At 39.2% G+C, this 24,250-nt stretch carries 19 protein-coding genes and 1 tRNA gene; 9 read left to right on the top strand and 11 right to left on the bottom strand.

Annotated features, from left to right (window positions below; translation table 11 throughout):
* Nucleotides 1–35 precede the first annotated feature (35 nt).
* Nucleotides 36–1,070, top strand: coding sequence for a DUF2157 domain-containing protein (locus ACQY77_RS17445; RefSeq protein ID WP_421941022.1), 1,035 nt, complete (start codon nucleotides 36–38; stop codon nucleotides 1,068–1,070).
* Between the two features lie 570 nt (nucleotides 1,071–1,640).
* Here the strand turns inward: ACQY77_RS17445 and ACQY77_RS17440 are convergent.
* Complete coding sequence (locus ACQY77_RS17440) at nucleotides 1,641–2,252, bottom strand: LysE family transporter (protein WP_421941023.1); 612 nt, start codon at nucleotides 2,250–2,252, stop codon at nucleotides 1,641–1,643.
* Nucleotides 2,253–2,302: 50 nt separating this feature from the next.
* Nucleotides 2,303–5,116, bottom strand: a complete 2,814-nt coding sequence (gene uvrA / locus ACQY77_RS17435; RefSeq protein ID WP_421941024.1) for an excinuclease ABC subunit UvrA — start codon at nucleotides 5,114–5,116, stop codon at nucleotides 2,303–2,305.
* A 260-nt stretch (nucleotides 5,117–5,376) separates the two neighbouring features.
* Between uvrA and ACQY77_RS17430 the strand changes: the two genes are divergently transcribed.
* From ACQY77_RS17430 to ACQY77_RS17420, 3 genes are all read left to right on the top strand, one after another.
* Nucleotides 5,377–5,961 (top strand): RNA polymerase sigma factor, encoded by a 585-nt coding sequence (locus ACQY77_RS17430; RefSeq protein ID WP_421941025.1) that lies wholly within the window; start codon nucleotides 5,377–5,379, stop codon nucleotides 5,959–5,961.
* 139 nt (nucleotides 5,962–6,100) lie between these two features.
* Nucleotides 6,101–6,244 (top strand): hypothetical protein, encoded by a 144-nt coding sequence (locus ACQY77_RS17425; RefSeq protein ID WP_421941026.1) that lies wholly within the window; start codon nucleotides 6,101–6,103, stop codon nucleotides 6,242–6,244.
* 305 nt (nucleotides 6,245–6,549) lie between these two features.
* On the top strand, nucleotides 6,550–7,749 hold the full coding sequence (locus ACQY77_RS17420) for an MFS transporter (RefSeq protein ID WP_421941027.1): 1,200 nt from the start codon (nucleotides 6,550–6,552) through the stop codon (nucleotides 7,747–7,749).
* A 2-nt stretch (nucleotides 7,750–7,751) separates the two neighbouring features.
* Here ACQY77_RS17420 and ACQY77_RS17415 read toward each other — a convergent pair whose 3' ends face one another.
* The 3 genes from ACQY77_RS17415 to ACQY77_RS17405 are packed head-to-tail and all read right to left on the bottom strand — an operon-like array spanning nucleotide 7,752 to nucleotide 9,577.
* Nucleotides 7,752–8,333 carry a hypothetical protein gene (locus tag ACQY77_RS17415; RefSeq protein ID WP_421941028.1) on the bottom strand — a complete coding sequence of 194 codons (582 nt, stop codon included), beginning with the start codon at nucleotides 8,331–8,333 and terminating at the stop codon, nucleotides 7,752–7,754.
* Nucleotides 8,334–8,337: 4 nt separating this feature from the next.
* The gene (locus tag ACQY77_RS17410) at nucleotides 8,338–9,024 is read right to left on the bottom strand and encodes an LA_2272 family surface repeat-containing protein (protein ID WP_421941029.1); all 687 of its coding nucleotides are present in this window, start codon (nucleotides 9,022–9,024) and stop codon (nucleotides 8,338–8,340) included.
* Nucleotide 9,025: 1 nt separating this feature from the next.
* Nucleotides 9,026–9,577: a hypothetical protein gene (locus ACQY77_RS17405; RefSeq protein WP_421941030.1), complete on the bottom strand. Its 552-nt coding sequence runs from the start codon at nucleotides 9,575–9,577 to the stop codon at nucleotides 9,026–9,028.
* A gap of 205 nt (nucleotides 9,578–9,782) precedes the next feature.
* On the opposite strand from ACQY77_RS17405, the gene ACQY77_RS17400 reads away from it, so the two are divergent.
* The 3 genes from ACQY77_RS17400 to recA all read left to right on the top strand — a co-directional run bounded on the left by ACQY77_RS17400 (nucleotide 9,783) and on the right by recA (nucleotide 12,577).
* Nucleotides 9,783–10,739: a helix-turn-helix domain-containing protein gene (locus ACQY77_RS17400; protein ID WP_421941031.1), complete on the top strand. Its 957-nt coding sequence runs from the start codon at nucleotides 9,783–9,785 to the stop codon at nucleotides 10,737–10,739.
* A gap of 38 nt (nucleotides 10,740–10,777) precedes the next feature.
* Nucleotides 10,778–11,443 carry an endonuclease III gene (nth, locus tag ACQY77_RS17395; protein ID WP_421941032.1) on the top strand — a complete coding sequence of 222 codons (666 nt, stop codon included), beginning with the start codon at nucleotides 10,778–10,780 and terminating at the stop codon, nucleotides 11,441–11,443.
* 123 nt (nucleotides 11,444–11,566) lie between these two features.
* Complete coding sequence (gene recA / locus ACQY77_RS17390; RefSeq protein ID WP_421941033.1) at nucleotides 11,567–12,577, top strand: recombinase RecA; 1,011 nt, start codon at nucleotides 11,567–11,569, stop codon at nucleotides 12,575–12,577.
* Between the two features lie 73 nt (nucleotides 12,578–12,650).
* Here recA and ACQY77_RS17385 read toward each other — a convergent pair whose 3' ends face one another.
* Both ACQY77_RS17385 and tsaD read right to left on the bottom strand, forming a co-directional pair.
* On the bottom strand, nucleotides 12,651–12,851 hold the full coding sequence (locus tag ACQY77_RS17385) for a hypothetical protein (RefSeq protein WP_421941034.1): 201 nt from the start codon (nucleotides 12,849–12,851) through the stop codon (nucleotides 12,651–12,653).
* A 145-nt stretch (nucleotides 12,852–12,996) separates the two neighbouring features.
* Entirely contained in the window at nucleotides 12,997–13,998 is a 1,002-nt protein-coding gene (gene tsaD / locus ACQY77_RS17380; protein ID WP_421941035.1) for a tRNA (adenosine(37)-N6)-threonylcarbamoyltransferase complex transferase subunit TsaD, read from the bottom strand.
* Nucleotides 13,999–14,219: 221 nt separating this feature from the next.
* Here tsaD and ACQY77_RS17375 point away from each other — a divergent pair, with 221 nt between their 5' ends.
* Complete coding sequence (locus tag ACQY77_RS17375; RefSeq protein WP_421941036.1) at nucleotides 14,220–18,497, top strand: translocation/assembly module TamB domain-containing protein; 4,278 nt, start codon at nucleotides 14,220–14,222, stop codon at nucleotides 18,495–18,497.
* Between the two features lie 360 nt (nucleotides 18,498–18,857).
* On the opposite strand, the gene ACQY77_RS17370 is transcribed toward ACQY77_RS17375, so the two are convergent.
* From ACQY77_RS17370 to ACQY77_RS17360, 3 genes are all read right to left on the bottom strand, one after another.
* Nucleotides 18,858–20,069, bottom strand: a complete 1,212-nt coding sequence (locus ACQY77_RS17370; RefSeq protein ID WP_421941037.1) for a bifunctional 3,4-dihydroxy-2-butanone-4-phosphate synthase/GTP cyclohydrolase II — start codon at nucleotides 20,067–20,069, stop codon at nucleotides 18,858–18,860.
* Nucleotides 20,070–20,190: 121 nt separating this feature from the next.
* Entirely contained in the window at nucleotides 20,191–21,627 is a 1,437-nt protein-coding gene (locus tag ACQY77_RS17365; protein ID WP_421941038.1) for an LptF/LptG family permease, read from the bottom strand.
* A gap of 30 nt (nucleotides 21,628–21,657) precedes the next feature.
* Nucleotides 21,658–22,038: an START-like domain-containing protein gene (locus ACQY77_RS17360; RefSeq protein ID WP_421941039.1), complete on the bottom strand. Its 381-nt coding sequence runs from the start codon at nucleotides 22,036–22,038 to the stop codon at nucleotides 21,658–21,660.
* A gap of 532 nt (nucleotides 22,039–22,570) precedes the next feature.
* Between ACQY77_RS17360 and ACQY77_RS17355 the strand changes: the two genes are divergently transcribed.
* Nucleotides 22,571–22,644: transfer RNA gene (locus ACQY77_RS17355), tRNA-Met, on the top strand.
* Here ACQY77_RS17355 and ACQY77_RS17350 read toward each other — a convergent pair.
* A complete protein-coding gene (locus ACQY77_RS17350; protein ID WP_369817107.1) occupies nucleotides 22,604–24,217 on the bottom strand; it encodes a recombinase family protein in 1,614 nt (537 codons plus the stop codon). The genes ACQY77_RS17355 and ACQY77_RS17350 overlap by 41 nt on opposite strands.
* Nucleotides 24,218–24,250 lie beyond the last annotated feature (33 nt).

Genomic DNA, 24,250 nt, shown 5'->3' with positions numbered 1-24,250 from the left:
TTGAACTGAAAATTGTAAACTGACAACTGAAGCCGATGAAAGTTGACCGCGAAAAGAGTGAGTTTCTGGATGAAATGATTGAGCAGTGGGAACACGATGGCTTGATTAATGAAGAAACAGGAGCCAGGCTTCGCAAAAGTTATGAGGCGAAAAACTTTGATTGGCTTCGCCTTGCACAGTATGCTTTTTGGGTAGCACTGGCTTGTGGCGTTATTGCTTTGGGCTCCTTGCTAATAGATAATACTATTCTTAAATACCTTCAAAGCATTTACAATACACCCAATATCGTCATTGCGATCATATCTGCTGGCATTGCCGGATGGCTGTATATTTTAGGTTTTAAAAGAAAGCAAAAACAAAGCCACCTGAAATTTAGCAACGAAGCCATTGTATTTGCTGCTATTTTATTAACGGCAAATGCGGTTGCGTATTTTGGAAAAGCGATAGATAATGGCTCGGGTAATTTTTCCATCCTGATCTTAATCTCGGTGATCATATATGGAGTTTTAGGTTACGTGTTCAACTCCAGGCTCATCTGGATCTTTGCACTCCTATCACTTGGCGCCTGGTTTGGCACCGAAACAGGCTATCTAAGCCGATGGAACTATTATTTCCTGGGTATGAACTACCCCTTGCGTTTTGTGGCCTTTGGTGCCCTGCTAACAGCTGCTTCCTTTTTAATGAAAAGGATATCCAAACTCCAGCAATTCTTTCAGGTAACCTACATTGCCGGCATGGTCTATTTGTTTGTTTCTCTATGGGGTCTGTCTGTTTTCGGAAATTTTGCCAGCCTGGAAGAATGGTATGCAGTTAGACAATTAAGCTTATTTTATTGGGCACTCATTTCCGCCGCCGTATGTGTAGCCAGTACCTTCATTGGTTTAAAGTATCGGGATGATATCGCCCGTGAATTTGGCATAACCTTTCTTTTTATTAATCTCTACACCCGCTATTTTGAATATTTCTGGGACAGCTGGCACAAAGCCCTGTTCTTCTCCGTTCTTGCGGCCTCTTTCTGGCTAATTGGTCGGAAAGCAGAAAAGATCTGGAATGTGGAGTTTTTGAAATAGAAATCCTGATTCTTTCCGGTTTTAAGTAGTGAGTACTTAGTATAAAGTAATTAGACATGAGGCCTATAAACTACGCTATACCGGCCCTCCATCTTGATACTTGATACTCAATTCTTAGAAGACTCGAAAGAAGTCCGGAAACCGGTGTCCGAGGTCAGAAGCCTGTGAGCTTAGTGAATCACCCTTAGCTTAAATTCTTAATGTTGATCCTATAGTAGTTAGTACTTAGTATAAAGTAATTAGACATGACGCTTAGGTATTACGCTTTACCAGTTTCTCATCTTGATACTTTATACTTTCTACTTGTTTCTTCGATTCTTGATACTCAATTCTTAGAAGACTCGAAAGAAGTCCGGAGACCGGTGTCCGAGGTCAGAAGCCTGTGAGCTTAGTGAATCACCCTTAGCTTAAATTCTTAATGTTAATCCTGTAGTAGTTAGTACTTAGTATAAAGTAATTAGACATGACGTCTAGGCGTTACGCTATATTAGTTTCCCGTCTTGATACTTGATACTTGTTTCTTGATACTTCTTTATTGATACTTCCTTCCTGAAACTCAACTTCTTCCTACTAAAACACAACAATCAACTGTTTAACAATCAAATACGCCGCCAATGCAAACAAGAAAATAGCGATTGATTTATTAATTATGATGCTGCTCAAGGCGAATTTCTCTTGAATGTATTGTGCAAAATGGGCATATAAATAAAGTGCCAGTGTAGATCCTAATCCTGAGCCTAAGCTAAAAATCACCAATGACAGATAATCGGTATTAATCCAGTCGTGAAGAATCACATAGTTTCCGAAGAATAGCCAAAAAGGAATTTGAACAGGATTGAGAATCCCTAAAATTAAACCATACAATACGCTTCCACTGCGTTTATCCTCTTCTTTTTTACTGGTTTTGGGTACTTTCTTCCGGTGTAACCAGGTGATGGTTCCCATTACCAAAAACATGATAATCATGAAGCAATCTACCAGGGTCCCCAATCTAACCTCACTCACGGCTGAATTGGGGTTGATATCACTCATAGCCCAACGTGCAAAACGCATCATACCGAAGGTAAAAAACACTTCTACGCAAGAAAAGGATATGATAAAGTACCAAACCTGCCGCATACCTTTATTAATGGCCAGCTTTGCTACAGTAAGATTGATATTACCTGGAGGAATATATCCCATGGCATTTAGGAACACTCCAATGAAAAACGTTAGAAAAAGCATCGCCGAAATTATGGATTTATATTCAAATGAGAAGCCAAATATTTGCCGGTATAAGAAGTTTTCTCTCTCACCAAATCCTCCGGAACACCTTCAAAAACTACTTCACCACCGCCATCGCCACCTTCCGGACCAATGTCTATCACCCAGTCTGCGCATTTAATCATATCCATATTATGTTCAATTACCAAAATGGTATTTCCCTGTTCTATCAATGTATTCAGGGCTTTTAAGAGCTTCTTAATATCGTGAAAATGCAAACCTGTAGTAGGCTCATCAAAGATAAATAAGGTTTTACTTGCATTATTTCCCTTAATTAAGAACGAGGCGAGTTTAATCCGCTGTGCCTCTCCTCCCGATAAAGTATTAGAAGATTGCCCTAAATGCACATAACCTAAGCCAACATCTACCAAAGGGTTTAGCTTATTCATAATTTTAGCCTCATCCTTAAAGAAATCAACTGCTTCATCAATGGTCATATCCAAAATATCCGAAACATTTTTTTCTTTATAAGTCACATCTAAAACCTGTTGTTTAAAGCGTTTGCCACCACAGGCTTCGCAAGGCAGGTATATATCAGCCATGAACTGCATTTCGATCTTAACCTCTCCTTCCCCCTGGCAAACATCACAACGGCCACCTTCTACGTTGAAAGAAAATGCCGCTGGCTTAAGTCCAGCTGCTTTTGAAGCTGGCAAGGCCGAAAATAATGCACGGATATCGTCCCAGGCCTTAACATAAGTAACCGGGTTTGAACGGCTCGATCTGCCTATTGGATTTTGATCTACCAATTCAACGGCACTAACCAGATCATAGTTTCCAAAAATACCATCATAAGCCCCGGTTTGTTCTCCGGCATAATTACCAATGGCTTTCTGCAATGCAGGATACAATATTTTTTTCACCAGGCTGGTTTTACCAGATCCTGAAACCCCACTCACAGCAGTAAATACACCCAGTGGAAATTTCACATCAATGCCTTTCAGGTTATTCTCTCTTGCTCCTTTAATGAGGATATGATCTTTCCATTTGCGGCGTTTTTCCGGAATGGCTATCTTTTCTTCCCCGGATAAATATCTTCCGGTTAAACTTTTTTTGTCTTTTAATATGGCTTCGTAGTCGCCACTGAAAACCAAATTACCACCATGGGTTCCTGCCTCCGGACCAATATCAATGATGTGATCAGCTGCACGCATCATTTCTTCCTCATGCTCTACTACCAAAACGGTATTGCCTACATTTCTTAACGAAAGTAATACTTCAATAAGTTTATTGGTATCGCGTGGGTGTAATCCAATACTAGGTTCATCTAACACATAAATAGATCCCACTAAACTACTGCCTAAAGAGGTAGCCAGGTTAATTCTTTGCGATTCCCCACCCGATAAGGTATTTGAAAGTCGGTTCAGGGTTAAATATCCTAAACCCACATTATTCAGGTACAAAAATCTATTGTTAATTTCTGCTAATAGTCTTTTAGATATCTTGCGATCGTTTTCTGATAAATCCAGCTCATTAAAAAACACCAATGCTTTGGCTAATGGCATTAGTACCACATCAATAATGGATTTCCCGGCAATTTTAACATAAGAAGCGTCTTTCCGCAAGCGTGAGCCTTTACAATCCGGGCAGGTTGTTTTTCCGCGATAGCGTGATAACATTACGCGGTACTGAATTTTATAAGTTTGTTCTTCCAGTTCCCTGAAGAAATCATCAAGGCCAGAGAAATATTTGTTCCCTGTCCACAATAAGCGTTGTTCCTTTTCGGTAAGCTGGCTAAATGGCCTGTGTATAGGAAAATCGAATTTCGAGGAAGCTTTAATGAAATTTTGCAACCAAACGCCCATCTTTTCTCCGCGCCATGGGGCGATGGCATTATCATAAACACTTTTACTCTTATCCGGAACAACAAGATCCTCATCAATTCCAATTACATTTCCATAACCTTCGCAGCGTTTACAAGCGCCATATGGATTATTGAAAGAAAAGAAATTGGGTGTAGGTTCTTCAAAACGCATTTCATCCAGCTCAAAGCGATCACTAAAATGTTTCGTTTCGCCATTAGCCTCAACATAACTGTCGCCCTTACCTTCAAAGAAAGCCGTTTGCACCGAATCAGCTAAACGGCTTAAAGTTTCCTCCTCCTGGTTGGTTACAATTCTGTCAATTAAAATCTGTACTGTTTTGTCGTCAGTAAGTTCCTGATCTTTAAACGAGGCATCGTCTAAAACAGATTCAATTTTTTCAATTTTATTATTTATTAAAACCCTTAAAAAACCTTTTTGGAGCAAAATGGCCAGTTCTTCTTTTATGGTTCTGTTATTGTGCGGATATAATGGACAAAAGATGGTAACGGTAGTTCCCTCTTCCAGTTTGCTCACGTAATCTACCACTGTACTCACCGAATCCTTTTTTACTTCTTCACCAGAAACCGGAGAAATGGTTTTGCCTATCCTGGAGAAAAGCAGTTTTAAATAATCATATATTTCCGTAGAAGTTCCAACTGTGGAGCGTGGATTGGAGGTTATTACCTTTTGCTCGATGGCAATGGCAGGTGCAATCCCTTTAATATAATCTACATCGGGCTTATTCATCCTTCCCATAAACTGGCGGGCATAGGCCGATAAACTTTCTACATATCTGCGTTGTCCTTCTGCATATAAAGTATCAAAAGCCAGAGAAGATTTTCCAGAGCCTGACATTCCTGTTACCACAACCAATTTGTTTTTTGGTATAGCAACATCTATATTCTTAAGGTTGTGCACCCGGGCACCTTTTATAATAATATTTCTGTGCGGATCTTTTTCGGCTTCTTTTTTGCTCATGAATGATAAAGGTTTTAAAACATAACCCAGAAGTTATGATTGGGTTTTTAAAAACATACAAAAATAGGGTACTGAGACGGTTAATTTATTTTTTAACATTTTATTTTTTGTTTTTTGATAAAAAAAATACTTTCTTTGAATATTAACAACCTCAGAACCAAACTAACACATCAAAAAAAACATAGGAGAGCAGCTATAGAAATTAAACATCTACAAATTAATTTTTAGCAAATAGTACGGGATTTAGTGTAGGTATACCTATGAATTTACAATCAAATAATGATCAGGAACTGGTAAAGTTATATATTGCCGGTAACGAGAGTGGATTGCAAGAACTTTTAAGAAGACATAAAAGCAAAATTTATACTTCTATCTACTTATTGGTGAAAGACCAATATCTGGCGGAAGATATTTTTCAGGATGCTTTCATAAAGGTAATTAATACATTGCGATCAGGAAGATATAACGAAGAAGGTAAGTTTTTACCTTGGGTAATGCGTATCGCGCATAACCTGGTTATAGATTACTTCAGAAAAGAAAAACGCACACCTATCATCACCAGTTCTGATGGTATGGATGTATTCAATATGCTACACTTTTATGACGAGAGTGCAGAAGACAGAATGCTCCGCGATCAAACCCATAAAGATTTAAAAGCCATGATTCACTTATTGCCAGATGAGCAAAAAGAAGTGCTTTTAATGCGCCATTATGCGGATTTGAGCTTCAAAGAAATAGCCGATTTGACTGATGTAAGCATCAATACTGCACTGGGCCGTATGCGCTACGCCTTGAGCAATTTGAGGAAAATGCTTAAAACAAAAGAGGTAAGCTACAAAGGGTAGCAAACTTGTTACAAAAAATGTATTGAGCTTTGAAATAAAGCATCTGAACTATCGTTAAGTTTATAAAACTTATCACATTTAGTTGCTTATGACAAAAACCTCTACATCGAAAACAAGTGCAAATTTACCCCTTCAAAACATGTTTCAGTCTTCCACTGATAATGAATCTGATGCAGAAATCAACTTATTTTATGACCAGATCAAAAATAAGTTAGATAGCTTGATGAAAAGTCCAAGTGACGATACCATCAACAACATTCTTGCTTACAGCAAAACAAAGTAAATTTCACCCACAGCAAAGGCTGCATTACCTGGTAATGCAGCCTTTTTTTTGTCACCATGGTCTGTGACGCACAGACCATTACTAATTCACAATCATTACTCAAATCATCCTTGCAAATTGAACCTTTCCCATTCCCCATGACCTGCGACGCACAGACCATTACATAAAGAAGCTTGCATAAAGAAGCTGGTCCGTGAGCCATGGACCATGGGCGGACAGACCAAAGACAAGATGGCTTAATTTTTACAATTCGATTTTCAAAAAACCCGTACCTTTACATAGTGTATTTTTAACACTATGTATTTATGCAAAAGAAATTTTTACCCCTCACTTTAGGCGGCTTAGGCATCGGTATTACAGAATTCGTAATGATGGGCTTGTTGCCAGATATTGCAAAAGATTTATCAATAAGCATACCTAAGGCAGGTTATCTTATCTCAGCATATGCACTTGGTGTAGTCATTGGCGCGCCACTGCTCATCATGATTGCAGGTAAATATCCACCTAAAAAAATCCTTTTGTCATTAATGGTGATGTTCACCGTATTCAATGCATTCTCTGCCTTTGCTCCTTCATTTACAACCTTATTTATTGCCAGGCTGTTATCTGGTTTGCCGCACGGCGCTTTTTTCGGTGTTGGTTCTGTTGTAGCCAGCCGCATCGCAGAGAAAGGGAAAGCCGCTCAAGCTGTTTCACTCATGTTTATGGGATTAACCATTGCCAATATCATAGGCGTTCCATTAGGTACATTTATAGGTCATAACTTTTCCTGGAGAATCTCCTTTGCCGTAGTGGTGTTCGTAGGATTAGTTACGCTATTGAGTTTAAAACTCTGGCTGCCGGCATTGGAAGCTGCGAAAAACCGCGATTTAAAATCAGAATTAGGCTTCTTTAAAAAGAGGGATGCCTGGATCATTGTTTTTATGATCTCTATCGGCACAGGTGGCTTATTTACCTGGTACAGCTATATTGCACCATTAATGACGGAGGTAGCCGGATTCTCTGCAGACAATGTAACCTATATATTGATGCTTGCAGGTGTAGGAATGATGGTGGGTAACTTTATTGGCGGCATCCTTGCAGATAAGTTTTCACCCGCAAAAGCATCTGCAGCATTGTTGATCGTAATGGTAGTAACCTTAACTATTGTTCACTTTGTTTCGGGTAACCAGGTGCTGGCATTAATCATGACCTTCATTACAGGCGCAGTTGCTTTCTCTTTAGCAGCCCCTATACAAATGCTGATGATCCAATCGGCCAAAGGCTCAGAAATGTTGGCCGCATCTGCCAGTCAGGCCAGTTTCAATATCGGTAACGCTTTAGGCGCATTTTTCGGTGGACTACCCCTCGCCTATGGCTTCGACTACACTTCTCCTGCCTATGTTGGTGCTGCGATGGCGCTTATTGGATCATTCTTTGCTTTTTGGTTAATCAGAAATAACCGCTCCACTCCAGGCGAAACGGTTGCCGCTGAAGGCGAAGAAAAATTTGTGATGATGCATTAAGCTTATTTTAATGGGTCTCTCAACCGTCCCAGCACCAAACCTAATGATAGCCCATAAAAGCACTCCAAACGATTTAAGTTTGCAGATAGAGAAAGAGTAAGTGCGGCAGTTCTATCGAGGTTTAAATTAAATCTTGTTTCCAGCGGCAGGCCAAGTGGCCGCTGCCGAATCGTCTCATAAACACTACTACTTAATAAACATCCATTAGGTTTATCACAGTTGTTATAAAGAAATTCGCCACGACTTATCTTATTCAATAATGATAACCCTGTTCCGAACTGAAAATAACTGTGTTTATCTAAGCTATAACTTTTTCCCAGGATAAAGGAGAGCTCAGAAACAGTAAGATTTGGATAGTCGCCAAAAAGGTTAACTTTGGCTATTCCCGATGTTTTAAACTCATAATAGTATTTATTTCGCTGGAGATAAACATAGGCATCAGAAAATATGCCTTCTTTATTTCCCGGCCCTAAACCAAAGCCAAGCCCAAAATACACCTTGTGATTTTGATGGAGTGAATCTGCCTGAGCCACAACATCAATAGAAATAAAAAGGAGAAGGACAATTTTCAGTACTTTATTCATAAGCTCAATTTTTAAAATTCCAATTAATAAAAGGCATCTTTCTCTTCTTATTTACGTTCCAGACACCAATTTGAAACCCATTCAAGTCTTTTGACGTATTAAAAACACCTATCTGGATACCACTCGTTCTCCTAAAAGCTTTATTCAATACCCCTATTTGAAAGCCACTGGAATATACCGAACTGTTGCTCAGCCCTATTTGAATGCCATTCATTAAGTTGCAGTCATTAAAAAGTGACATCTGAAGGCCATTTTGCCGTTCTACTACAGTCATTATTACAGAAACAACTATACCGTTGTGTGCATAGCTATACTGACCTACCCCACCAACAGCTACTCCACTTACTAAACAATCTGCACATACCATCCCTGTGGCAGATATACTTATACCGTTTATCTTTTCAGTAAACTTAATCTCAGAAAACTTAATCAAAAAATCATCCTCGCTTATTGGGCTTTTTGAAATCAATGGAAGAAATATGCCTGAGCCAACGAGTTCTAACCTTAGTCCGTTAGTGGTTACATTATCTTGCCTTTCCTTTAAACCAGTAATAAGACCAATTGATACGCCATTAGTCTTAGCATTCGCAGCGCGTGATATTGAAACAGGGAAGTAATTTTTAACTCGTTCCTGAGCGACTATCCCTTTACCCAATAAGCCCAGAATGAAAAATATTATGAAAGCTTTCATTTTAACGGTCGAGATCCATGAACACTAAACCAAAGCCAGCCGTACCAAAGCTTTTTTGCTGATTGAGGTTTCCGTTTACAGAAAGCGAGATCCCCAATGTACCTGAAAAGCGAAATACATACCTCACCTCAGCACTTAAGCCCGGTGCATTTTTTTGAATAATCTTATCCCTAAAGGCATCGCTGTTAGTCGCATCATACTTTTTTAAATCCATTAATATAGAAGGGCCGGCCCCGAGTTCGAAATAACCTGCCCCATCCAGCTTAATCATTTTACCTACCACAAATCCTACTTCAGACAAGCCCGGCCTGGTCTGTTCTTCTCCATTCACATTCACCTCATAGCTTTCCTGCAATACCGAAGCCATTTTAAATTTTAAATAAGTGTGGGTTTTGCGGTAACTTATAAAACCTGATAGCATAGGCTTTTTCAGCGTAGCTGCACCTAACTCAAAGCCCATTCCCAAATGATTAAAGAAGTCCGGTGTATCCGTTTGCGCTTGTACACCGGATGTAAACAACACTAAAAAGATTATTAATTTGAACGTTTTCATATCTGTTGATTTAAAGTTTAACCAAAAGTATAACCTTCCAAACAATCCGATTATCTTTAAAGGATACAGTCAAAATTAAACTACCATGCTAAAGAATAACAACCTTACACTTAAACATCTAAATAATCTTTTAATAAAGTAATCACGAAACAAATAATCTAGAAGATTATTATTTTGATTACTTTTATCCTAAAGAAATAAAGATATGAATCAGCAGATTGACTTTTTTAACCGCATTAAATCCGTTATACCCGATTACCAAAATTTGGCTCAAACGGTAGCGGAAGTGTTAGAGGTTAGTACCAACGAGGCTTACAAAAAAATCAGAGGCAATAGTACTTTAAATTTACAGCAGATTGTGAAGCTATCAGATAACTTTGGCGTTCCGTTCTTATACAAGCCCGATCAGCTTCCTACAGTAACATTCGATTACCTGAGCGTAGATCAGGAGATCCCCAATATGCTCCTCTACTTAAAAGATCTCCTTAAGAATCTTCAAAAAATCCATCAAAGCAAGAGCAAACACATTACCATTACTACAGATGACATTCCCTTGTTCCACTTTTTTAAATATCCTGAATTAACTTGCTTTAAGCTTTTTTACTGGTCGGACAGCGTGATGAATACCGATACGAAATTCGATCCAGGTATATTTACAGAAGAGATTATCAATTTAGCCAAGGAACTTCATCAGCTCTATCTGGAAATTCCCTGTACTGAAATATGGGCAAAAGATACTGTACATGGCACGATAGAGCAGATTCGCTATGCACACGAAGCAGGCTATATCTCCAGCCCTCTGGCCGAACAAATTATTGAGCAAGTGAGGTATTGCCTCACCGATATGAATATGTACGCCATTGCCAGCAAAAAAACCATAGACCCCAGCCATACCTTTACCTGGTACAACTGCGATGTTTTAGGCAGTATCTCCTACCTGATCGATTTTAAAGACAACATGGCCTGCTACAACCGTTTCAATACCTTTAATTACTTACGAACAGAAGATCAGCCCTATTGCCTTCAAACCAGGAAATGGATGCAGGGCCTGATCATGAAATCCGTATCTTTCAGCGGCCAGGGAGAGAAGCACCGAAACAAATTTTTATATCATGCTTTTACAGAATGTGATAACCTGATTGCAGAAATAAACCAAGCTTAACCATCAATACCTCAGCAATCAATTTTCTATATTTGCCCATGCTTAAAAAAGAACGGTATAAACTTTTTGTAGAACATTTTTCGGCTAAACAGCCAGATGCGGAAACAGAATTACATTACAACAACCCTTACCAACTTTTAGTGGCGGTAATTCTTTCTGCACAATGTACAGATAAAAGGGTAAACATGGTTACACCTGCCCTTTTTCAACGTTTTCCGAATGCAAAAGCCTTATCTGAAGTTACGCCCGACATTGTTTTTGATTACATCAGAAGCATTAGTTACCCTAACAATAAAGCCAAACATTTGGTTGGAATGGCCAATATTTTGTTACATGATTTTAATGATGAAGTGCCCTCAGATGTAGACCAACTTCAGAAAATGCCAGGTGTAGGCAGAAAAACAGCCAATGTAATTGCTTCAGTAATTTACAATGCACCTGCAATGGCGGTTGATACCCATGTATTCCGTGTTGCCAACAGGCTGGGTTTAACCAATGGAAAAACACCATTAGCAGTAGAAAAAGATTTGGTTAAACACCTGCCCCAACAAGATATTCACATTGCACACCACTGGCTGATTTTACATGGCAGATATGTATGTCTGGCTAGAAGCCCTAAATGCGATGTTTGTGAAATTACCTATATGTGCCGCTACTTTGAGCGTCAAACTGCGCTAAGAGAAAAGGAAAAGAAAGAATCTTAAAATTATTTTCAATTTACTATTGACATTAGCTAAAAAACTTTTACCTTAGCTAAATATTTTAGTATTATACATTTAGATATTTAGCCGATATAACCTTATATTTACGAACAGATTTAACAGAACATGAGCGCAAACGCAGATAAATTAAAAGCCCTACAATTAACCCTAGATAAATTAGAAAAATCATACGGTAAAGGAACCATCATGAAATTAGGTGATACAGCAGTAGAACCTATCGAATTCATTTCTACCGGTTCCATCAGCTTAGATATCGCCTTAGGCATCGGTGGTATTCCTAAAGGTCGTATCATTGAAATTTACGGTCCAGAATCTTCTGGTAAAACAACTTTGGCTACACACATTATTGCCGAAGCACAAAAGAAAGGCGGCATTGCAGCATTTATTGATGCAGAGCACGCATTTGATCAGTTTTATGCTAAGAAATTAGGTGTTGATACCGATAACCTGTTGATCTCTCAACCGGATAATGGTGAGCAGGCACTGGAAATTGCCGATAACCTGATTCGCTCTGGTGCGATTGATGTAATCGTGATTGACTCCGTTGCTGCTTTAGTACCGAAGAGTGAAATTGAAGGCGAAATGGGCGACAGTAAAATGGGCTTACATGCACGTTTAATGAGCCAGGCCTTACGTAAATTAACCGGAACCATTTCAAAAACCGGATGTTGCTGTATTTTCATTAACCAGTTACGTGATAAGATCGGTGTAATGTTTGGTAACCCTGAAACGACAACAGGTGGTAATGCATTGAAGTTTTATGCTTCAGTACGTTTAGATATCCGTCGTACTTCACAAATTAAAGATTCTGATGAAGTATCTGGTAACCGCGTGAAAGTAAAAATCGTTAAAAACAAAGTAGCTCCGCCTTTCCGTATTGCAGAATTTGATGTGATGTTTGGTGAAGGTATTTCGAAAAACGGAGAGATCATCGATTTAGGTGTTGATTTCGGCATCATTAAAAAAGCCGGCTCATGGTTCTCTTACGGAGATACTAAATTGGGTCAGGGAAGAGATGCTGTTAAGCAACTTTTAATGGATAACCCTGAATTGGCAGAAGAACTGGAAATTAAAATCAAAGCCGAAGTTACCGGCGAACATTTAGAAGAAAAATAAGACGATAATTTCTCATAAAAAAGAGCCTGCTTATCTACTAAGCAGGCTCTTTTGCTATAATAAGCTTGCAAGGTTAATTTCCCTGGCTAAACATCGCATTAAAGTCTTTAGTTACATAAACTATAACCAAAAGCGCTGCAATAACCAATGCACCTAAAATAATTATCCCCCAACTTCCTTTTAATTTATTTTTATCTTTTCTGATTAAATAGTATAAAAGCCCTACCAGTGGTATCGCACAAACTATCCAAAATATTAATGATGCTCCAGTCATATTCAGTTTTCAGTTTACAGTTCTCAGTTTACAGTTCTTAGTTTTCAGTTCTTAGTTTTCAGTTTACAGTCGTCTGCGCCGGCCCTTACGCCATTATCAGTTAAACCACCAAGCGATTAATCAACTGAACAGCCTTTTCATTTGCTCAAAACTCCATCCTGGCCTGTGGTGAAACTTCCTGCCCTACAAAATCCCCTTTCAAGAATTTATGGTATCCTGCAATGGCAATCATCCCCGCATTATCTGTACAGTATTGAAAAGCCGGAATGTAAACGTTCCAGCCTAGCTCACCTGCCATTTGATTAAGTGTATTTCGCAATCCGGAATTGGCAGATACCCCTCCCGCGATGGCTATTTCTTTAATGTTATATTGTATTGCTGCCTTTTTAACCTTATTCATTAAAATCTGAATAATGCTATGCTGCACAGAGGCACAAATATCATTCAAATTTTCGGCAATAAAGTTAGGATTCTCTTTTTCTTGCTTTTGAATAAAATAAAGTATCGAGGTTTTAAATCCACTGAAGCTGAAGTTTAACTCCGGAATCTGCGGCTCCGCAAATTTAAAAGCCAGGGGATTACCCAACTGGGCATGCTTATCAATTAACGGCCCTCCAGGATAAGGGAGCGATAAAATCTTTGCGGTTTTATCAAAAGCCTCACCCGCTGCATCGTCCAGCGTTTCACCTACAATCTCCATATCGAAGTAGTCCTTTACCAATACAATTTGCGTGTGCCCGCCAGAAACGGTTAAACATAAAAAAGGAAAGGCCGGTTTTGGATCATCAATAAAGTGTGCCAAAATGTGGGCATGCATGTGGTTTACAGAAATTAACGGTATATTTAAAGCTAATGCAAATGACTTAGCAAAAGAAACACCTACTAAAAGAGAGCCCAACAAGCCTGGCCCACGCGTAAAAGCAACGGCCTCAATGTCTTGTTTGGTAACATTGGCATCTTTTAAAGCCTGCGCCACAGCAGGCACAATATTTTGTTGATGTACCCGCGAAGCTAATTCGGGAATTACACCACCATAATTTTGATGAATTGTTTGGTTTGCAATAACATTGGCAGTAATTTTGCCGTTGTTACATACAGCAACGGAAGTATCATCGCAAGAGGACTCGATAGCAAGTATAACAGACAAATTATTAATATTTAAGCTGCAAAATTATTAAAAAACTATTTAAAATACTCCTTTGGGTAATTGCATCAATAATTTTGCTGCTTGCACTTATTATTTTTTCTTTACAATTTAAGCCTGTACAAACTTATGTTGCAAAGAAAGCTGCTGCTTACCTATCTAAAGAGCTTAACACTACTATTTCCATCAAGAGCTTGTATATAAAGCCTTTCAAATCTATTGTTTTGGAAGACTTACTCGTTCTCGATCAACAAAAAGACACTTTACTCCACACTCCAAAGTTCATGGTAGACATCAATAAACTGTCTATCAAAGAAAGAATTATTGACATCAACACGGTCCAAATCAATGATGGGCACTTCTTTTTAAAAGATTTTAAAGATAAGCGTTCTAATCTCGATTTCATTATAGACTATTTCGATTCTGGTAAGCCTACTGTCAAAAAAAAGAAGAAAAAACCATATGACGTTGGAATAGGACGGGTAATCTTAAACAAATTTGCTTTTAAGTATAAAAATTATGCTGCCAAAGACACGCTTCAGGGCAAGACCATTAATTTCGACAACATAGACTTAAACGAACTCAGTGGGATTGTTGAAGGTTTAGATACCAAAAACCATTTGCTTAAAGCGAAAATTAAAGGTTTAACTTTTAGAGAACAAAGTGGGTTTTATTTAAAAAACCTCAGTGCTGATGCAACCATCGACACAAATGCCATAGAACTCCAAAATTTACTGCTGGTAACCAATCAAAGCCGGTTGAGCAACTATTATCAAATGCGGTTCAATACTTTTAGAGATTTTAACCATTATATTGATAATGTGCGCATGAAAGCCATTTTTAAAGACAGTCATCTATCTTCCAGAGATGTGGCTTACTTTGCGCCAGAACTTGCCGATATGAAGCTCGACCTGGATGTTGATGGTCAGATTACCGGTTTAGTAAACAACCTGCGCGCCAAAAAACTTTCTGTTAAAACCGGAAAAGCCACCTATATCAAAGGCGATTTTATCTTAAAAGGGCTTCCTAAAATAAAAGAAACCTTCATGGATCTTAAAATTGAAATGGCTGGCTCTAACAAAACTGATTTGGAAGAAGTGGTGGCAGGCATTACCAACAGTAAAAAGAAGGTTATTCCAGGTATTATAAGCAAGTTTGGCAACATCAACTTCAACGGTAACTTTACCGGATTCATGAATGATTTTATCGCCTATGGCGAGTTTAAAACCAAACTTGGCCGCGTTGTTTCTGATGTAAACATGAAGATCGATAAAAACGATGTACCTACTTATACAGGAAACGTTAAGACCTTCGATTTCAATATCGGCAACCTTTTAGAGGAGAAAAGCCTGGGACGCATCAGTTCTTCACTTTATGTAAAAGGCCGGGGTACGGAATTGAAAAACCTAACCGAAAAAATTAATGGTGATGTAGATTATATTGATTTTAACCAGTACCGCTACCGCAACGTAAAAATAGATGGCACTTTTGATAAGCGCTATTTCGATGGTAAGTTGAGTATTAATGATAAAAATGTGAAACTGGTATTTGACGGCGGGGTTAACCTCAATCCGAAACTACCTGTATTTAACTTCAATGCAACCATTACCAAAGCCAGATTAAGGGCATTAAAACTTTTAAAAGACTCTTTAATTGTAGATGCTAAATTCCAAACTAACTTTTCTGGCACCAACCTCAATAACATTGAAGGTAAATTGCTTATTCAGGAAATTAGATTACAAAATCCGAAAGGCATTTATCATGTAGATTCGGTAGAACTGGTGGCCAATGGTACCGGTGTATCCCGAAATTTAGATATTAAATCCGACATTTTAGACGCGAGCATCCGTGGAAAGTACGATTTGAACTCAATCATTTCTTACTATAAAACCATCGCTAAAACTTACGTTCCATCGCTAAAGGCCGATATTTTTAAATACAATGAACAGATTTTTAAATTTAACCTTCAGATCAAAAAATTTGAGCCTTTGGCACAACTCATTTCCCCTGGCCTCGAATTAGAGGAAGGCGCAACCTTTATCGGAGATTTCGACTCCCGAAATAATATTGCCGCACTGAGTGGCTTTGTTAAAAAACTGAAATTTAAGGGCGTAGAGGTAAGCAACATCATCCTGGATGAGAACACCACTAAAGAGCAACTGCAACTCATTGTAACCTCTGACCGGGTGCAGCTTAACGATAGCTTATACATGAAGGACGTGAACATTTCCAATATCCTTAGAAATGATAGTTTGGCCTTCAACGTAAAAATGTCTAACGCAGATGAAGCCAACCAGCTCGATTTAAACGGATTGGTAGAATTCACCAAAAACCAGGACACCACTGCCCGCTTAAGCATTCTCCCTTCTATCCTGAAAATTAACAGCGAAGAATGGCGGATTCAGGAAAAAGTACGCATTGTACTTAACAATGGTAAAACAGAGATCAGCAACTTCGACCTCACCAACGGGCCACAACAGGTTACCATAGATGGCTTCATTTCTGAAGACCCGAAAGACCTGCTGAAGGTTGGCTTTAAAGATTTTAACCTGAAAACCCTTAACCCATTTACCAAAGGCTTCGGCGTAAAATTGGGTGGAAACCTTAATGGCAAAACTGATCTTTATGGCATATTAAAAGGCCCGCGGGTAAATGATGATGTAAAAATTGATTCCTTAAACTTTAATGATATCTATATTGGTACGCTAACCGATACCTCTTCATTCAACAGCGGAAGCAGCAAAATCAATGTATTTACCAGAATTAATGTAGAGGATACCGAAACTTTCAAACTTACAGGGGGGCTGGATTTAAAAGAAAAAGAGATCGACCTCGAAGTAAAGATGGATGAAAGCAAACTCACCATCCTGGAGCCATTTGTAAAACAACTGGTATCTAACCTAAAAGGAAACATCTCATCTGATTTAACCATAAAAGGAAAATTAGATAAACCAGCCATAAATGGTACACTCTCCCTAAATAAGGGGCAGTTGATGGTAAATTACCTCAAAACAACCTATGTAATTACGGATGATGTGAACATCGAAAACAGTGTAATCCGTTTAGAAGACTTCAAACTGAACGATTTAGAAGGGCACGAAGCAGTTGGAAACGGAACGGTAGATTTAAACAACCTGGATGACCCAACGCTTGATGTAACCCTGAATGCACAGGATTTTATGGCCTTAAATACCACCTCAAAAGACAATTCCATTTATTATGGTAAAGCCTACGGCACAGGGGTATTTAAGTTTAACGGCCCAACCAGTAAAATGAAGATCGATATTAAGGCCAAAACAGCTAAAGGTACAGTCTTCAACCTGCCATTAAACAGTTCAGAAACCGTATCTGATAATGACTTCATCAATTTTGTAAGTCGCGATTCTACACAGCTGGTGAAGAAAACCACTAATTTCGATGGACTGACTTTAACCTTTAAACTCACCATAGATCCGAATACCACAGCCAATATATTTACCACATTGGGTAATTTAAGTGGAAAAGGTAATGCAGAATTAAACCTGAACATTAACAGCTTAGGCGATTTCGAAATGTCTGGCGATTACATCATTGAAACAGGAAGTTTCGACTTTACGGCCCAGGAAGTAATCAATAAGAAATTCGAAATCAGACAGGGCGGTACCATTCGCTGGACCGGTAACCCAACAGCAGCGCAGATTAACCTGAAGGCTATTTATGCATTGCGGGCTAACTTAAGCGATTTATTTAAAGCAGCCAACCGCGATGCAAGTAGCAATGCCAACCAGCGTGTAAATACAGAGGTAGAAATGGGTTTGAGTGGTTTACTTTTAAAACCAGATATTAAACTAGACATCAACTTCCCTTCTCAGCCTGCCATTAAAGAAGAATTACAAACTTATTTCAGCGACCAGAATAACCTGAATCTACAGGCATTCAGCTTAATCATCAGGAGGAGTTTTGCACCAGGTAACGGAGGTGAATCTATTGGTAACCAATTGAGCTCTACCGCTACCAGTACGGCTACAGAGTTGGTGTTTAACCAGTTTAACAATGTACTATCATCATTAAACCTCAACTTTGTCGATTTAAACGTCAGGTCGCTAAGTGAGGCCAATGCATCCTTCAAGTTCTTTAACGACCGCTTAATTATCAACGCAGGTATTGTAGATCGTAACAGCATTAACGACTTCTCCGTAATCGACTTCTCTAAAAACAATGTGGGTAGCGAGGTTGAGGCACTGTTCCTGATTAAAAAGGACGGCAGTTTAACAGGTAAGGTAGCCAATAAGCCACCAACCCAGCAAAGCATTTTCTTAAACAGCGGCATCAGCGCCACGGCCAATGTAACCTCATTCGGACTGGTGTATACCCAGCAGTTTGATACCTTCAGGGAGTTCCTGCAAAAACTCACCGGAGCATATCGTCGCAACCTGAAAAGAAAACAAACCGAAGCACCTGTTAAAGTGAATAAATCGATTAATAAAGAAGCGATTATGAACCAGGGGAAACAGCGGAAATAGTCTGGAGTCGTCAGTCTGGAGTTCTAATCGCCAATCCGTTCTATCCGCAGCATTGCCTCCGTCACCCTGAGCATGTATCAGGGCCTTGACTTCGTACTTTTCAAAACTTATCATCCAGCGCAGTGAAGAATCTGTTTTCTTAAACCACTGTTGTTACGCTGAACTCTTGTGCGTATCGCCAGTTCAGCTAAGCACCTGAGCCCTAACCAGGTTTAAACTTTTCCATAAAAAAAGGAGTTCCAAATTCGGTGCAATGCAATCCAAATTTAAAACTCCTCTTTGTTAACCAGATAATTAAGGCTTATAGCTTAGTCCGGATCACTACCCGCAACCACCCACAACCCATAACCTGTAACTCTACTAGCCTTTCATAATCGAGTGCCCCATTTTATCCCTTTTGGTTTTAAGGTAGCGCTCGTTATGTACGTTGCTTTCAATTTCTATCGGAATATTTTCTACTACTTCCAGGCCATAGCCAATCAGGCCAGCCCTTTTGGTAGGGTTATTACTCATTAAACGCATCTTGGTTACCCCTTCCGATCTTAATATCTGTGCGCCAACACCATAATCGCGTTCATCGCCTTTAAAACCTAACTTAATATTGGCTTCAACTGTATCAAAACCTGCATCCTGCAAATTATAAGAGCGCAGTTTATTAATCAGGCCAATACCGCGACCTTCCTGGTTCATGTAAACCACAATTCCCTTACCTTCCTTCTCAATCATTTCCAAAGCTTTATGCAGCTGTGGGCCGCAATCGCACCGGCAAGAGCCAAAAATATCGCCCGTAACGCAAGAACTGTGCACCCGAGCTAAAATAGGCTCATCGGCATTCCACTCGCCCTTAGAAATCGCCAAATGGGTGGCATTGTTATCCAGTTGGGTATAAGCAGTCATTTTAAACTCGCCCCAGGCCGTAGGTAAATCAATACTCACTTCCTGCTTAATCAGGCTATCTATGTTTAACCGGTAAGCAATTAAATCTTCAATAGAAATGATTTTTAACTGATGCTGTGCAGCAATCTTAAATAAATCCGGGAGTCTGGCCATTTCACCATCCTCTTTTAAAATCTCTACTAAAAGTCCGGCAGGTTTCATCCCGGCTAAGCGGGCTAAATCTACCGCAGCTTCTGTATGACCAGCCCTGCGGATTACACCACCATCTTTAGCAATTAAAGGAAAAATATGTCCTGGTCTGCCCAGTTCTTCAGGATTGGTTTTCGGATCTACCAAAGCCAACATGGTTTTAGACCTATCGCTGGCCGAAATACCCGTTGTACAACCATGGCCAACCAAATCAACCGATACGGTGAAATTCGTTTCGTAAGCGGCGGTGTTTTTACCCACCATTAAGTTCAGGTTAAGCTCCTTGCAGCGCTCTTCTGTTAACGGTGCGCAGATTAATCCGCGACCATATGTAGCCATAAAATTGATTACCTCCGGGGTAGCATTTTCTGCAGCTGTTAAAAAATCGCCTTCGTTTTCTCTGTTCTCATCGTCTACTACGATAATTACCTTTCCGGCTTTAATATCAGCAATTGCTTCTTCTATGGTATTTAACTTTGTTTGCATTTGTTATGAACAATAATTTTGTGGCTAAACAGGGGTATTCAATCCATCCTTTTTAGCTATACAAAGGTACGACCTATTTTAGGCATTATCGGGATCAAAATATCATTTGGAAGTTAAATGATTAAGATCCGTTGGTTTTAGGTTTTATCTTAAATAATTTGTTGAAAAACAGCTTGTAAGCATTAATATCGAATAATGCCGAATCTACCGTGGCTTTATAGGTTAAAAACACAGCCAGCGGCGATAGCACAATGACGGCAATCCACATGGCAAAAATCGGGTTCAGGTTACCTTCCCGTGCCGATTTCTCTGCAACAGTTGTAATAATGTGGTAGACCAGAAAGAACGAAATAGCCATTACTACGGGCAAACCCATTCCACCTTTGCGGATAATGGCCCCCAGCGGTGCGCCAATAAAGAACAACAAAATACAGGAAGCAGCCAACGTAAATTTGCGCTGGTACTCTACACGTGTAAAAATAATTTCGCCCTTAACATCCTTATCTCTCGGCACCCAGTTGGGTAAATGCTGCATTAAACCGGCAACAATATTGGCTGCGTTTTCAACACTCACCTTGCGCGATCCGTTAGGGATATCCCTTAAAATAACCTCACTTATTTTTTTAGGTTTTATCTTTACTTTAGAGTAACCTGCAACCGTATTGTATTGTTTAAAGTTACTTTTAACATTAAGCATGGTGTTGCGGTGTATGGTATCCAATTGCCTGCTCAAGGAATCGTGTTTTCTTTCAATGCCTTTTAAATTGAGCATGGGCGTGCTGTTACCAAAAGCATTTTCATCGGTACGGTTCAGTTTAAAAGACGAAAGATCAAACCGTGGCGCCGTGGCTTTAAAGCGCCTGCGCGAGAAGGTTTGTCTGGGGTTGTAGGTTCCGCTGTTGCTCGAGCCCTCTTCATACTGCACCCCGTTTTTAAGTTGCAGCACCAAAAACTCGCCATCATCTGTCTTTTCCATCTTGCCCTCTTTGGCCATGATAATTTTCGGAATCCCGTTGCTGTTTTTACGGTCGTAAATCATGATGCCATGCAACATGCCGTCTTCATCCTTACTGTCTACACGGATAGAATACTCCGGGATACTGTTGTTAAAAACACCCGGTTTAATCAGAAAGGAAAGCTTTTTATTCCGGATATCGTACAGTAAGGAATTAAATTTAAGGTTGGCTTTGGGCAGCATGTAGTTCGAAAACAAGAACGAACTGATGGTTAAGATAAGAATAACCACAAATAAGGGCCGCATAGCCCTTTGCAAAGAAATCCCTGCCGATTTGATGGCCACCAGCTCATAATTTTCGCCCAGTGTGCCAAATGTCATAATAGAAGAAAGCAACACCGATAATGGCAACGCCATAGCTACGTTGGCGGCAGATGCATACGCCATGAGCTCTAAAATGGTGTACCACTCAAAGCCCTTGCCTATTAAATCATCGATCCATTTAAACAGGAAAAACATTAAAAGGATAAACATTACCACAAAAAACGTGGCAACGAAAGGCTTTATAAATGCTTTTATTAATAGAAGATGTATTTTTTTCACCCTACAAAGGTACGCAAAAGCGCAAGATTTTTAGGCACCCAATACACTGATCAGATAATCGATCTGATTATCCCAAATCTGTTTTTTCTCGGCCAGCAAATCATCTGTGGTAAAATCGGTTATGGCCAGGGCCACATCATTGGTTAGCTCATCCTGTACAATTTCCATCTCAAAATAGCATTGCGGTTCATCATCAAGCCATTTAAATTTAACCGATTTGTACTCCTTTATCGCTACCAGTTTTGCTTTTTGCTGCTCATCATCCCAGGTAAAGGTATATACCTGATCACGGAAATTTACGTCGTCTGCAAACCACTGCGATAAACCATTAGGTTCACTTATAAAACTGTATAATATTCTTGGCGACGATTTAACCTCGTACTCAAGCGTAAATTTCTTCTTTTCTGCCATGTCTTATTCACTCCCAGAACCCCTCTGGATTAATTTATTTGGTTTTTCTTTTGCTAAAGAAAGGTAATTTATTCTAAATCTGCAACTCTTCCAAATATCCCTGATTTTTTTTTACACCCTTATCCTATTTTTTATCCGAAATCGATGTTTGTGCTTCGTTTTAAAGACTTTAGGGAAGAGAAAACTGATGGGGAAAATTGAGGGTTTAAAGTTGAAGGAGCAGAGTTGAAAGTGCAAAGTTGAAAGTTGAAAGTACAAAGTTTAAAGTTTAAAGTTTAAAGTTAAAGTCCCACTGTAAGGTTTGGGAGGAGAGAAACACTTAACTTCAATTAAAAGACTATGGCTTAGATACAGGCTTAAAAGACCAAAACTTACCGCTTGGGCCAATCAGTAGCCTCATGGCCCGCCCTGACCTACTTTATTTTCATTGATAGTGAATGGCTTATGTTATTTTTCAAATTTCTTTTTTAAAAAACAATTTATGTTATATCTTTGCAGTCCGAAATAACCAGTGTCGCTTTGACACACCCCTGGCGGGGTAGCTCAGATGGTTAGAGCGCAGGATTCATAACCCTGAGGTCGGCAGTTCGATCCTGCTCCCCGCTACCGAATCGGCAAAAGAGGCATAATCCAGAGATAATTCTGGTATGCCTCTTTTCTTTTTACTGATAAGTTGCTGAAAATAAGCTATATACAAAAACACTAAATTTATTTCAGTGGTTCGAACTTTATCATTTTTCTTATCATAACTCATACCACTAGGGAACAGTAATGTTTGGAGTTGTTGCTTAGTATGGTAATCACCAGAAAGCCAGTTTAAAGGTAGCTGAGTGGCATATTCTATAGCCAACCTAACGCATTTTAAAAGGTTCGAACTTTTATTAGACAGGATGAGCAAATTCCGCTCAATTTCTCTTTTTTCGTCCGAATATTTCTCATGGTACTTTGTGTAAAGTTCCTGACTTATATCTTCTTCAATATATCTTTCCTCTAATCGCTCCACCTTCTTCTTCACTTCTCTGTGGCTGTTCTCCAACTCTAAAAGATCCGCTTGCTTATTTTGAGTCAACTGGTTAAATGTTGCAGCAACCTGCTCAACCAATAGTTCTATATATTCCTTGGCAATGTCAATTTTAAAGAAATCAAGTATGTCTGCAAATCTGGAATTAAGAGAATCAGCATTTTTGTTATTACAGCAAGCTTTGGTTTTGCATTTATAATAATGTATATTCTTTTTGCGTGCGAGGTAGCCACTCAACGGCTTCCCGCATTCGGCACATACCATAAAGCGCTTCAAAGGAATGTGCACATTTTCTTCATTTAGTGAAAAACCATGGGGAATCTTATCTAGCATACCGTTAACCTTTAAGAAAAGTTCCCTGCTAATTAATTTCTCGTGATTGCCCACAACCACTTGTCCCTCCAACATATTGTGCACCATCAAGCCACAATAGAATGGATTTCTAAAGATTTCTGAGATACGCTGATGAATCAATTTTAGTCCTTTAGCCGCCAACCTATCGCGAATTACCTCATTTGACACATTTTCATAAGCTTTCCATTCAAAGGCCTGACGAATGAGCCTTCCCTTCCCATTTATAACAATCTGCCTTTTGTTCTTCGATCTGTCAATCTCAAATCCTAAAGGAGGATTAGTCGGCCAATCACCACGCAGTAACATCTCTTTTATACCAGCACTACATTTTTGCTTTCTCAATTGATTGTCAAACTCGCCAAACAGGAACAACAACTTTTGTTGCATCTGACCCGAAGCACTCGAGGTATCAATAGGTTGTGTTACGGAAATTATTTCTATACCTAAGCGCCTCAATTCTCCGCTAAGCCAGATTGAGTTGTCATTTCTTGAAAACCTCTCCAGACTATACACTAAGATAGAAGATATTTTTCCTTTGAATTTTTTCACGAAAGAAAGCATGGCGGTAAATTGCTTTCTCTCATCGTTCTCAGCGCTTTCGTAGGTTCCCCCAAACTGAGCGGCAATATTAAACCCAAATTTCTCTGCGTATAGCATACATGCCTTCAATTGGGTTCCCAGGCTTAAATTATCAGCCTGTTCTTTACTACTAACCCTTGTATAGATAACGCATTCCAAGCTTTTGGAAACTTTTTTATTTTGTTTCCCTTTTGCAAATGAGTCGAAAAAAAAGATGTCTGACATAAATAATACTTCTTTTTATTACACTATAAGATA

Source organism: Pedobacter sp. (assembly GCF_965279535.1).
Lineage (GTDB): Bacteria > Bacteroidota > Bacteroidia > Sphingobacteriales > Sphingobacteriaceae > Pedobacter.
This window is presented reverse-complemented; position numbering and strand designations above follow the sequence as displayed.